Source organism: Guyparkeria sp. TX1 (assembly GCF_046523965.1).
GTDB lineage: Bacteria > Pseudomonadota > Gammaproteobacteria > Halothiobacillales > Halothiobacillaceae > Guyparkeria.
The window spans coordinates 2,064,392-2,075,752 of record NZ_CP144142.1 but is presented as its reverse complement, the minus strand read 5'-3'; the positions used below and the strand labels follow the sequence as shown (position 1 = coordinate 2,075,752).

At 66.6% G+C, this 11,361-nt stretch carries 11 protein-coding genes; 5 read left to right on the top strand and 6 right to left on the bottom strand.

Going from position 1 to position 11,361, the window contains the following annotated elements:
- Window positions 1-103: 103 nt before the first annotated feature.
- The 6 genes from VWP12_RS09570 to VWP12_RS09545 are packed head-to-tail and all read right to left on the bottom strand — an operon-like array spanning window position 104 to window position 6,134.
- The gene (locus VWP12_RS09570) at window positions 104-454 is read right to left on the bottom strand and encodes a Na+/H+ antiporter subunit G (protein WP_410473934.1); all 351 of its coding nucleotides are present in this window, start codon (window positions 452-454) and stop codon (window positions 104-106) included.
- A 13-nt stretch (window positions 455-467) separates the two neighbouring features.
- The gene (locus tag VWP12_RS09565) at window positions 468-737 is read right to left on the bottom strand and encodes a K+/H+ antiporter subunit F (RefSeq protein ID WP_125199243.1); all 270 of its coding nucleotides are present in this window, start codon (window positions 735-737) and stop codon (window positions 468-470) included.
- Window positions 734-1,270 (bottom strand): Na+/H+ antiporter subunit E, encoded by a 537-nt coding sequence (locus VWP12_RS09560; RefSeq protein WP_410473933.1) that lies wholly within the window; start codon window positions 1,268-1,270, stop codon window positions 734-736. Before VWP12_RS09560 ends, VWP12_RS09565 begins: the two co-directional genes overlap by 4 nt.
- Window positions 1,271-2,890 carry a monovalent cation/H+ antiporter subunit D gene (locus tag VWP12_RS09555; protein ID WP_125199245.1) on the bottom strand — a complete coding sequence of 540 codons (1,620 nt, stop codon included), beginning with the start codon at window positions 2,888-2,890 and terminating at the stop codon, window positions 1,271-1,273. It lies immediately after the preceding gene.
- Window positions 2,887-3,258 (bottom strand): Na+/H+ antiporter subunit C, encoded by a 372-nt coding sequence (locus VWP12_RS09550; RefSeq protein ID WP_125199246.1) that lies wholly within the window; start codon window positions 3,256-3,258, stop codon window positions 2,887-2,889. Before VWP12_RS09550 ends, VWP12_RS09555 begins: the two co-directional genes overlap by 4 nt.
- A complete protein-coding gene (locus VWP12_RS09545; protein ID WP_410473932.1) occupies window positions 3,255-6,134 on the bottom strand; it encodes a monovalent cation/H+ antiporter subunit A in 2,880 nt (959 codons plus the stop codon). Before VWP12_RS09545 ends, VWP12_RS09550 begins: the two co-directional genes overlap by 4 nt.
- Window positions 6,135-6,597: 463 nt before the next feature.
- Here VWP12_RS09545 and pcnB point away from each other — a divergent pair, with 463 nt between their 5' ends.
- From pcnB to VWP12_RS09520, 5 genes are all read left to right on the top strand, one after another.
- On the top strand, window positions 6,598-7,950 hold the full coding sequence (gene pcnB / locus VWP12_RS09540; protein WP_410473931.1) for a polynucleotide adenylyltransferase PcnB: 1,353 nt from the start codon (window positions 6,598-6,600) through the stop codon (window positions 7,948-7,950).
- Between the two features lie 16 nt (window positions 7,951-7,966).
- Window positions 7,967-8,572: a 2-amino-4-hydroxy-6-hydroxymethyldihydropteridine diphosphokinase gene (folK, locus tag VWP12_RS09535; RefSeq protein ID WP_125199249.1), complete on the top strand. Its 606-nt coding sequence runs from the start codon at window positions 7,967-7,969 to the stop codon at window positions 8,570-8,572.
- On the top strand, window positions 8,569-9,351 hold the full coding sequence (gene panB, locus VWP12_RS09530) for a 3-methyl-2-oxobutanoate hydroxymethyltransferase (RefSeq protein ID WP_125199250.1): 783 nt from the start codon (window positions 8,569-8,571) through the stop codon (window positions 9,349-9,351). The genes folK and panB overlap by 4 nt, the downstream gene beginning before the upstream one ends.
- Window positions 9,351-10,226 carry a pantoate--beta-alanine ligase gene (gene panC / locus VWP12_RS09525; protein ID WP_125199251.1) on the top strand — a complete coding sequence of 292 codons (876 nt, stop codon included), beginning with the start codon at window positions 9,351-9,353 and terminating at the stop codon, window positions 10,224-10,226. The genes panB and panC overlap by 1 nt, the downstream gene beginning before the upstream one ends.
- A gap of 157 nt (window positions 10,227-10,383) precedes the next feature.
- Entirely contained in the window at window positions 10,384-11,343 is a 960-nt protein-coding gene (locus tag VWP12_RS09520) for an acetyl-CoA carboxylase carboxyltransferase subunit alpha (protein ID WP_125199252.1), read from the top strand.
- Window positions 11,344-11,361: the final 18 nt, after the last annotated feature.

The window sequence follows — 11,361 nt, the reverse complement described above, 5'->3', positions numbered from 1 at the left end:
CGATAGCCCGCGATACCCTTGAGAGATCACCCCAAACGAAAACGCCCCGTGTCGATCGGATCGGCACGGGGCGTTCGTCGTTCGGGACGAGAGATTTGCGTGGCTATGGGCTTGGCGGCTTGTTGTTTTCCGGTGCCTTGCCGGCCGAGTCATGGCGTGGATTGTCGCCGGACAGTTCGCGGTGCATGCCGGCGCGCGCCATCAACAGGGCGCTGATCGGCGCGGTCAGGAACAGGAAGACCAGGATCAGGATCTCGTGGACCGAGAGGCTGCCGCGGCTGGTGAAGTAGACCGCCGAGGCCAGCAGGATGCTGCCCACCCCCAGGGTGGAGGCCTTGGTCGGGCCGTGCAGGCGCATGAAGAAGCTCGGCAGCTTGGCCAGGCCCAGCGAGCCCAGCAGCACGAACGCGGCGCCGAACAGGATCAGAAAGCTGACGATGAGTTCGAAAAGCATGATGGCCTCCGGGCTATTCGACGATGTCGCCGCGAATCAGGTACTTGCTCAAGGCCACCGTGGTGATGAACCCCAGCACGGCGATCAGCAGCGCGGCCTCGAAGTTGATCGAGGTCTCGAACCAGATCCCCAACGCGATCAGCAGCGCGATGCCATTGATCGACATGGTGTCGAGAGCGAGCACGCGGTCGGCCGGGTCCGGTCCCTTGAACAGGCGGTAGGTCGCCAGGCCCATCGCGATGACGATCAGGACTAGGGCAATGCCGAGACTGACGTGGATCATGATTCCGTCCCCGGGGTTGATGAGGAACGCGCGGTGCGCTGGTCGGTCTGGCCGAAGATCCGCATCAGACGCGACTCGTAGCGCTGCTTGATCCCGGCGATCTCTTCGGAAAGTTCGTCGGCGTGCAGGGCATGCACCCACAGGCGGCTCTGATCGGGGCTGATCCGGCAAGAGACCGTGCCCGGCGTCAGCGTAATGGTCGCGGCGAGGATGCTCACCGGCAGCGCCCCCTGCAGGTCGAGTTCCATCTTGAACAGTTGCGAGCGCAAGGCGCGGTTGGGGCCGAGTACCTGGCGGGCAACGACGAAATTGGCGCGGATGATGTCGACCACCACGATGCCCAGGTAGCCCAGCAGGGCGACGGGGCTTTTCACCCCGGCGCGGATCTCCCAGAAGCGATGCGTGATCCATGGGATCACCAGGGCGACAATGGCGCCCATCACGATTGAGGCGGGGTGAATGCTGTTGTTGATCACCAGCCAGCTGATCAACAGGACCAGGCTGAGCAGCGGTTGAGGCAGGATGCGACGCATTTAGTGTTTACCTCCCTCGTAATCCGGGTAATCCTGGCCGAACTTGCCGGGGGCGGTCTCCGGCAACAGGATGCCGTCAGGCATCACCGCGTCCAGGTAGCCCGATGGCGTCGTGATCTGCACGGCGGTCGTCTCCAGCCACTCCGACAGCGGTTGGGCACCCACGACCATCACGGTAGCGATCGCGAGCGGTGCGATGCTGAGGGCGAGACCCGGCATGGGCGTGCGCGCGTCACGCGGGGTGGAGTGAGCCGGGTGGCCCGGTGTGGCCTGCGACTGGTAGAACAGTCGGCTGCCCGTGCGTGCCAGGGCGATCACCATGATCAGGCCGCTGATCAGTACCACGGCGAAGATCGGTGCCATCAGCGGGCTCTCGACCGCGGCGGCCAGGATCATCACCTTGCCGAAGAAGCCGGTCAGTGGTGGCAGGCCCGCCATGGCGATCGCGTAGGCGAAGAATAGCGATCCCACCAGGACCGCGTGCGGCATGGGCGGCGCGGCCTCGATGCCGTCGCCTGCCTCGGGGCGGTGGCGCATCAGCAGACCGGCCAGCAGGAAGAACCCGGCGCTCAGCACCGTGGTGTGGATCCAGTAGTACAGCGCGCCGCTGATCGCGAGTTCGCGCTCCGAGCCGGTCACCAGGCCCAGGGCGATCAGGATCGTGCCGACCGAGGCGACGATCAGGTAGGCCACCTGGCGGCGGAGAATGCGCCCGGCTACCACGCCCAGTGCCGCGAGCAGCAGGGTGATCAGGCCCAACCACAATAGCCAGGGTGCGATCAGGGCGGTGGTCTCGACCAGCCCGCCGATGGAATTGCCCGAGAGCATCACCGAGTCGACCCGCAGCACCGAGTACAGCCCCACCTTGGTCATGATGGCGAACAGGGCGGCGACCGGGATCGAGGCGTGCCCGTAGGCGCCCGGCAGCCACAGGTAGAGCGGGAAGGCCGCCCCCTTGATCAGGAACACCACGAACAGCAGGAAGATGGCCGTCGTGACGATCGGCACCGCATCCGGGGCGACCTCCGGCAACTTGAGCGAGATGTCGGCGAGGTTGAGGCTACCGACCGTGCCGTACAACGCGCCCACGGCGAACAGGAACAGCGTCGAGCCGATCAGGTTGACCACCACGTAATGGAAACCCGCCCGGGTGCGCTTGCGGCCGTTGCCGTGCAGCAGCAGGCCGTAGGAGGCCAGCAGCAGCACCTCGAAGAAGACGAACAGGTTGAACAGGTCACCGGTAAGAAACGCGCCGTTCAGGCCGAACAATTGCGCCTGGAACAGGGCGTGAAAGTGCGGCCCGGCCGAATCCTCGTCACGGCGCACGGCGTAGAGCAGCGCAAGCATCGCGACGATCGAGGTCAGCACCACCATCAGGCCAGAGAGCCGATCGAATACCAGCACGATGCCGAACGGGGCGGACCATCCGCCCAGTTCGATTACCTGTGCCGTATTGCCGGATCCACCCAGCAGCAGCCCGAGGCTCATCGCCAACAAAGCGGCCACCCCGGCCAGGCTGATCCCGCGTGACAATCCCGGTGCGCGTTGTCCGGTCATCGCGAGGATCGCCGCCAGGGCGACCGGCAGCAGGACCAGCAGGGAAATCAGGTTGTCAGTCATGCGCGCGGCTCCTTGCGGCGATCCATCACCCGGTCGGCCTGCGGGATGTGCGTGCCGTCGACGTGGTCATTGCCGAGCGCGGCGCGCGCCTTGAGTGCCAGCACGATGACGAAGGCGGTCATGGCGAACGCGATCACGATGGCGGTCAGCACCAGCGCCTGGGGCAGGGCGTCGGCCGACTGTTCGGTCGCACCCACCACGGCCGGGGCAGCGGTATGCAGTCGGCCCATGGTGAACAGGAACAGGTTGACCCCGTAGGACATCAGGGTCAGTCCCAGCACCACAGGGAAGGTCTGGGCGCGTAGCACCAGGTACACGCCGGCCCCGGTGAGCACGCCGATCAGCAGGGAAATGGCCAGGTTGGTCATGCGTCTCTCCCCCCGCGGGTCGCGCTGTCCGCTGGGCTTGCCTCGATGGATGCGTAGTCGGGATGCTCGATGGCGTGGTCGGTGAGCCGGCCGAGGTTGAGCAGGATGAGCATGGTCGAGCCGACCACCACCAGGAACACGCCCAGGTCAAAGCCGATCGCCGAGGCGAGGTGGATCTCACCGAGCAGCGGCAGGGTGAAGTGCCAGGTGTTCGAGGTGAGGAACGGCACGCCGACAACCATCGCGACCAATCCAGTTCCTAGCGCGATCAGGATCCCGGCACCGATCACCCCATGGATCGGCAGGTGCAGCTTGCGTTCCGTGTTCTCGATGCCGAAGGCCATGTACTGGGCCACCAGCGCACTGGCGACGATCAGCCCGGCGATGAACCCGCCGCCCGGCTCGTTGTGCCCGCGCAGGAACACGTAGATGCCGAACAGCAGGGTCAGCGGCAGGATGATCTGGGCGAAGGTACGCAGCATCAACGGGTGCGGGTCGTCGCTCCAGGCGCGCCCGAACGGATCGCGTCGCGAGGAGGGTAGCGAGAGGTTGTGCAGCATGGCGAAGATGCCCAGCGCGGCCAGCGCCAGCACCGTGATCTCGCCGAAGGTGTCGTAGCCCCGGAAGTCGACCAGGATCACGTTGACCACGTTGGTGCCGCCGCCACCCGGCACGGAATGCTCCAGGAAATAGCCCGAAATGGTCTCGAACGGCCGGCTGATGATTGCGTAGGTCAGCGCCGCGATACCGCCGCCGATCACCGTGGCGATGCCGGCATCACGCCAGCGACGGCTGGGCGACGAAAGCCGGCGACTCTGCTGCGGGAGGTAGAACAGGGCCAGCAGCAGGAGGATCATGGTCACCACCTCGACCGACAACTGCGTCATAGCGAGATCCGGTGCCGAGAAGCGCGCGAAGATCATCGCCACGCCCAGCCCGACCACGCTCATGGTGATCAGCGCGAACAGGCGCTGGCGGTGACCGATCACGGTGACCAGGGTGGCGATGATGATCAGCAACATGCCCAGCCAGGTCACCCAGTCGCCGCTGTCCTCGACCGTGCCACGGTCCAGGGCCGCCTGCACACCCGGGAGACCAACGGTCTGGACGTAGCCGACCAGTCCGGCGATCAGCGAGAAGACCAGCGTGAGGACCACGATTCGGCCCAGTCGACCGTTGTCCAACCCGCCCGTGACGCCCGCTCCGGTGCGCATCAGCAGCTCCATGAGGCGGTTGTAGACCGTGCGCGCGTCAAGATGTGCCAGCGAACGGGCATGCCAGCGGAAGATCGGCGCGCGGTTCAGGTAGAGCAGCAAGCCGCCGATCAGGGCGATCGCGCTCATCAGCAGCGGCAGGTTGAAGCCGTGCCACAGCGACAGGCTGTAGTAGGGCGGCTCGGCCTGCAGCACCCCGGTCACGGCGATGTGCAGCAGCGGGCCGACCACCAGCGCCGGCAGGATGCCCACGGCGAGACACAGCACCACCAGCAGGTCGACCGGGCGCTTCATCATGCCCGGCGGCTCGTGGGGTTTCTTCGGCAGGTCGCCGTCGGGCTTGCCGAAGAAGGTGTCGTGCACGAAGCGCAGGGAGTAGGCCACCGACAACAGGCCACCCAGCGAAACCAGGATCGGCAGCAGCCACACCGGGCCGATGTCGCCGGCGACGCGCACCGACTCGGTGAAGAACATTTCCTTGGAGAGAAAGCCGTTGAACAGCGGCACGCCCGCCATCGCCATCGCGGCGATCATGCCCAGCGCGGCCGTGTGCGGCATGTACTTGACCAGTCCGCCCAGGCGGCGCATGTCGCGGGTGCCAGTCTCGTGGTCGACGATGCCGGCGACCATGAACAGGCTGGCCTTGAAGGTGGCGTGGTTGATGATGTGGAAGATGCCCGCCACGGCGGCCAGCGGCGTGCCGAAGCCGAACAGCAGCGTGATCAGGCCCAGATGACTGATGGTCGAGTAGGCCAGCAGTCCCTTGAGGTCATGGCGGAACAGGGCGGTGTAGGCGCCCAGCAGGAAGGTGATCAGGCCCGCGGTGGAGACGATGATCACCCACAGCTCCGTGCCGGCCAGCGCCGGGAAGAAGCGCGCCAGCAGGAAGATGCCGGCCTTCACCATCGTCGCCGAGTGCAGGTAGGCCGAGACCGGCGTCGGCGCGGCCATGGCGTTGGGCAGCCAGAAGTGAAACGGGAACTGCGCGGACTTGGTGAACACGCCCAGCAGGATCAGGATCAGCGCCGGGGCGTAGAGCTCATGGTTCTTGATCAGCTCGCCCGATGCCAGCACGTCGGTCAGCTCGTAGGAGCCGACGATATGGCCGAGGATCAGCACGCCGCCCAGCAGCGCCAGCCCGCCGGCGCCGGTGATCGCCAACGCCAGGCGCGCGCCGTAGCGTGCCTCCTTGCGATGCTGCCAGTAGCTGATGAGCAGGAAGGAGGCCAGCGAGGTCAGCTCCCAGAAGATGACCAGGTTGATCATGTTCTCGGAGAGCACCACGCCCAGCATCGCGCCCATGAACATCATCATGTAGGCGAAGAAGCGCCCCATCGAGTCGTTGGACGAGAGGTAGTAGCGGGCGTAGATGACGATCAGCAGGCCGATCACCAGGATCAGGCCGGTGAACAGCAGCGACAGGCCGTCGAGGCGGAACCCGAAGGACAGCCCGGCGGCCTCGATCCAGGCGTGCGAGGTGGCCACGGGCATCTGACCGATGTGCAGAACGACCAGCCAGGAGAAGATCGCCAAGGCAAGCAGCGTGACGCCACCCGCCACCCAGGCGGCCGCATAACGGTTGAATCGGGCGCTCCAGGCGGCCAACGGGGCGGCCAGGAACGGCAGCAAGACGACTGCGGCCAAGAGTTCGATCGCGTTCACGAACACCGTCCTTATGCGGGTGAAATGGAGCCTGAACCCAGGTTCGGTTCGGCTGCCCGGCGGGCACAATTAGTGCAAAATCCTAGCACAGAAATGCCTCGGGACCCCCGGTAAAGCCGCGACAGCATCGCATTTGCGCGCCACCAGACGTGTTTATCCTGCGGGCGCGCGCGAGACGGACTCGGTGGAGCCTCTGGTAATGACGTTGGCCATGGTTTTGGCCGGATTGGCGGGTAAATCACGCGAGCCCGGCCATAGTGATAGACTTCGCCTTTCCTGAGGAGCCTCTGCACGAATAGCAATACGACTCTGCGAGCCAGAGTGGCGCTGCAATCCGTGCAGGGGTTCGATAACCCATCCGTGGCCCGTCGGTGCGTTCGAATAACGCGGCCGGCCCGCACAGCGCCCGAACCGGGTCGATGCCGGCCACGGCGATCAATGGCAGACCGTTTTGTCAGACAACGTGACTCCAACCCAGACCCGAATTCCCGCCGAGACCCATGGCATCTCGCTGAATGACCTGAGCGACAACGCCCGGTTCGTCCTCGAGCGCCTGCACGAGGGCGGCTTCGAGGCCTACGCCGTTGGCGGTTGCGTCCGCGACCTGTTGCGCGGCCGAAGCCCGAAGGACTTCGACGTGGTCACCGATGCCCGCCCCGAAGAGGTCAAGCGCCTGTTCAAGCGCGCGCGCATCATCGGCCGGCGTTTCAAGATCGTGCACGTGGTTTTCCGCGACGAATTGATCGAGGTGACCACCTTCCGCGGTGGCGATACCGGCGAGATCAAGCGTGCCGACGGCGGCATGATCACCCGTGACAACGTCTTCGGCAGCATCCACGAGGATGTCTGGCGGCGCGATTTTTCCTGCAACGCCCTCTACCTCGACTTCGCCTCGGGCGAGTTGATCGACTACGTCGAAGGCCTGACCGACATTCACAGCGGTCGGCTGCGCGTGATCGGCGAGCCGGAGGCGCGCTACCGCGAGGACCCGGTGCGGATGCTGCGCGCGGCGCGCTTCGCCGCCAAGCTTGGCTTTCACCTCACGCCCGACAGCGAGCAGGCGATCGCGCGTTGCCGCGAGACGCTCTCCGACATTTCCCCGGCCCGCCTGTTCGACGAGACCGTCAAGCTGCTCCAAGGCGGCGCCGGTCGACAGACAGTGCTTGAGCTCAAGCGCCTCGGCCTGCTCGAATACCTGTTCGATGGACTGGCGACCTGGATCGAGCCCAACGACCCGGCCAGCGACTGGGTGCTGATCGAGCCGGTGCTCGAGGCCACCGACGAGCGGGTCGCCAAGGATCTGCCGGTCAACCCGGCCTTCCTGTTCGCCGGGCTGTTCTGGCGCATGCTGGGGCGCCACCGCGTCCAGTGGATGCACCAGCGGGTGCCGGGTGAGGATGCGATGGTGCTCGCCGCCGACGAGGTGCTCGCCGTGGCCGCCCGCCGTCTGATGATCCCGCGCCGCCTGGCCGAGATCATCCGCGCGATCTGGACGCTGCAGCCGGATCTCGAGCGTCACGCCTCGCCCCCCGGTGCCCAGGGCAAGGACAAGGGCGAGGACAAGCTGACCGACGAGCAGCGCGCACTGACCGAGGCGCCCTGGTTCCGGGCGGCGGTGGACTTCCTCTGCCTGCGCTCGCGCACCAACGAGGTCGACGAGTCGGTCTGCACCTTCTGGCGTCGTCACGCCCCCGAGCGCGGCAGTCGCGACGAGGCGCCGATCGAGGCGCTGCAGCCGTCGGACTTCGGCAAGAAACGTCGCCGTCGCCCCCGCCGTCGCAAGCCGGGCGGCAAGCCGCAGTCCGCCGGTAGCTGATTCCGGGTGCATTGTGATGGTTCGGGAAATCGCGACCATCGGCCTGGGTGCCAATCTCGGTGACCCGGTCGACCAGATCGAACGGGCGGTGGAGGCGATCGACAGCCTGCCGCTTTGCCAGGTGCGCGCGGTCTCCGGCCTTTACGCCAATCCGCCGATCGGCCCGCAGGATCAGCCGGACTACATCAACGCCGTCGCCGAAATCGATACCGCCCTGGCGCCCGAGGCGCTGCTCCGGGCCCTCAAGGGCCTCGAGCGCGCGGCGGGCCGTTCCTACACGCGTCACTGGGGCGAGCGCATGTTGGACCTCGACATCCTTGCCTTCGGCGATCGCCAGATAAACTCCCCCGGACTGACGGTGCCGCATCCGGAGATCGCCCATCGACACTTTGTGCTTGCCCCGTGGCTCGAGATCCGACCGGACGCCCGCCTGCCCGACGGCACGGCCTTGGCCGGCTTGCTGGAGCATGTTGCCGACCATCCTCTGCGCTTCCTGCGGGCCATGCACTGGCAGCGCCGCGGCGACGAGACCGGTGCAACCGGTCGGGCTCGCACCCGCAGGACCGATCGCCCGAGTGACGACAAGGACTCTCGCACCACCCCCACGCGGAGGTCGACATGACCCGTTCCCGATTGCGTCAGGCCAAGATCGATCGCACACCCATCGCCATGCTGACGGCTTACGAGGCCGGCTTTGCGCGCGTCGCGGCCGCGGCAGGGGTCGATGCCTTCCTGGTGGGCGACTCGCTTGGCATGGTCGTCCAGGGGCAGCGTGACACGCTGGCCGTCTCGGTCGACGACGTCGCCTACCACACGGCCACGGTGCGCCGGGGCGTGGGTGATGCGCTGGTGATCGCCGACATGCCGTTTCTCAGCGATGCGTCCGTCGAGCGGGCGCTGGATGCCGCCGCTGTCCTGATGGGCGAGGGCGGGGCGGACATGGTCAAGCTCGAGGGCGGAGCCGAGAAGGCCGACATCGTTCGTGCCCTGACCAACAGCGGGGTGCCGGTATGCGGGCATGTCGGGCTGTTGCCCCAGCGCGTACGCAAGCTGGGCGGTTACCGGGTGCAGGGCCGCGAGGCGACCGATGCCCGCCGGATCCTCGAAGACGCCCAGGCGCTGGTCGCTGCCGGCATCGACCTGCTGGTGGTCGAATGCGTGCCCAGCGAACTCGGTCGCGCGCTGGCCGAGGCGATCGACGTCCCGGTGATCGGCATCGGTGCCGGCGCGGATACCGACGGGCAGGTGCTGGTGATGCACGACATGCTGGGGCTGACCGAAAAGCCGCCGCGCTTCGTGCGCGATTTCCTCGCCGAAGGTGGTTCGATCCACGGGGCATTCGCCGCCTACGTGGCGGCGGTGCGCGAGCGGCGTTTCCCCACCGCCGAGGAAAGCTTCTGATGGAGGTGATTCGCGACATCCCCGAGCTGCGCGACTGGCGCGAGTCGGTCGAGTTCGATGCCCGGCGCGTGGGCTTCGTGCCGACGATGGGCAATCTACACGCTGGCCACCTGGCGCTGATCGATCACGCCAAGCGACGCGCGGATACCGTGATCGTGAGTATCTTCGTCAATCCGCTGCAGTTCGAGGACCCGGACGACCTGGCGCGCTATCCGCGCACCGAGGAGCGCGACCTCGAGCTGCTCGAGCGCGCCGGGGTAGCCGCGGTCTTCCTGCCCACCGAGCCCGAGCTCTATCCCCACGGCCAGAAGGACATCGTGCGCGTCGATGCCGGCCCGCTGGGTGACCGTCTTGAAGGCGCGGCCCGTCCGGGGCACTTCACCGGCGTGGCGACCGTGGTTACCAAGCTGTTCAACCTGGTGCGCCCGGACGTGGCCGTCTTCGGTGAGAAGGACGCCCAGCAGGTGGCCGTGATACGCCGTCTGGTGGCGGACCTCGACATGACCGTGGAGCTGGCGATCGAGCCGACCCACCGGGAGCCCGATGGTCTGGCGATCAGCTCGCGCAACCGTTTTCTCGATGCCGAACAGCGCCGCCAGGCCCCGGCGGTGCATCGCGCCCTCAAGCGTGCGGCCGAGTCGTTGGCCGGCGGCCATACCGTCGCCGCGACACTGGCCGGTGCCCGTCATTGGCTGACCCAGCAGGGCTTCGTGGTCGACTACCTGGTCTACTGTGACGACGAGCGTTTCGAGGAGCAGACCCGGCTGGTCGCGCACGGGCGGCTGCTGGTCGCCGCGCGGCTCGGTCGCGTCCGGCTGATCGACAACCTGCCCGTGCACAGCCCGCATCCGGCAAGCGTCGGGAGCGATCGCTAGGCGATTCTCGCACCCATCGTTAGCCGCCCCGATTTACGCCGGGGCGGCAACTTCGGCACAATACGCGTCTGTCTCGCCGCCATGGACGACCCTTTCGGTCCCCATGCCAAAAGCGAGACGGCATACCTAACTACCCGCCCATACAGCGCAGCCGTCTATGAATCCGAACTATCTCGACTTTGAACAGCCGATCGCCGAACTCGAGGCCAAGATCCGCGAACTCCAGCTGATGGACGACGATCAGGGTCTGGATATCGACGAGGAGATCGAGCGGCTGCGCAACAAGTCGATGGATCTGACGCGCTCGATCTTTTCCAATCTCGGCGCCTGGCAGGTCAACCAGTTGGCCCGTCACCCGCAGCGCCCCTACCTGGCCGACTATCTCGAGCGGGTGTTCACCGATTTCCGCGAGCTGCATGGCGACCGTGCCTTCGGCGACGACCCGGCGATCATCGGTGGCATGGCGCGGCTCGATGGCCTGCCGGTCATGGTCATCGGTCAGCAGAAGGGCCGGGACACCAAGGAAAAGATCCGCCGCAACTTCGGCATGCCGCGCCCCGAGGGCTACCGCAAGGCCAAGCGCCTGATGGAGCTGGCGGAGAAGTTCGGCCTGCCGGTGCTCACCTTCATCGACACCCCGGGCGCGTACCCGGGCATCGATGCCGAGGCACGCGGTCAGAGCGAGGCCATCGCGCGCAATCTCTACGTGATGGCCGAACTGGAGACGCCGATCATCGTCACCGTGATCGGCGAGGGTGGCTCGGGCGGCGCGCTGGCGATCGGCGTGGGTGACCACGTCATGATGCTCCAGTACAGCACCTACTCGGTGATCTCTCCGGAGGGTTGCGCCTCGATCCTCTACAAGAGCGCGGCGAAGGCCCCCGAGGCAGCCGAGTCGCTTGGCATCACCGCCGGGCGTCTGAAGGAGCTGGGCCTGGTCGACGAGGTCATCCCCGAGCCCTGTGGCGGCGCCCATCGTGACGTGCCCGCCATGGCGTCTTCGCTCAAGGCGAGCCTGAAAAAGGCGGTGCTCGCCCAGATCGATCGACCCACCCAGGCCCTGCTCGAGCGTCGCTACGAGCGACTGATGAGCTACGGTGAGTACACCGAACGCTAGTCCTGCGATGCCGGGAGC

Coding starts and splice junctions, on each gene's coding strand:
- VWP12_RS09550 (WP_125199246.1), bottom strand. CDS start 3,258: ATGACCAACCTGGCCATTTCCCTGCTGATCGGCGTGCTCACCGGGGCC.
- folK (WP_125199249.1), top strand. CDS start 7,967: ATGGTTCGGGAAATCGCGACCATCGGCCTGGGTGCCAATCTCGGTGAC.
- VWP12_RS09555 (WP_125199245.1), bottom strand. CDS start 2,890: ATGACTGACAACCTGATTTCCCTGCTGGTCCTGCTGCCGGTCGCCCTG.
- panC (WP_125199251.1), top strand. CDS start 9,351: ATGGAGGTGATTCGCGACATCCCCGAGCTGCGCGACTGGCGCGAGTCG.
- VWP12_RS09570 (WP_410473934.1), bottom strand. CDS start 454: ATGCTTTTCGAACTCATCGTCAGCTTTCTGATCCTGTTCGGCGCCGCG.
- VWP12_RS09560 (WP_410473933.1), bottom strand. CDS start 1,270: ATGCGTCGCATCCTGCCTCAACCGCTGCTCAGCCTGGTCCTGTTGATC.
- VWP12_RS09565 (WP_125199243.1), bottom strand. CDS start 737: ATGATCCACGTCAGTCTCGGCATTGCCCTAGTCCTGATCGTCATCGCG.
- panB (WP_125199250.1), top strand. CDS start 8,569: ATGACCCGTTCCCGATTGCGTCAGGCCAAGATCGATCGCACACCCATC.
- VWP12_RS09520 (WP_125199252.1), top strand. CDS start 10,384: ATGAATCCGAACTATCTCGACTTTGAACAGCCGATCGCCGAACTCGAG.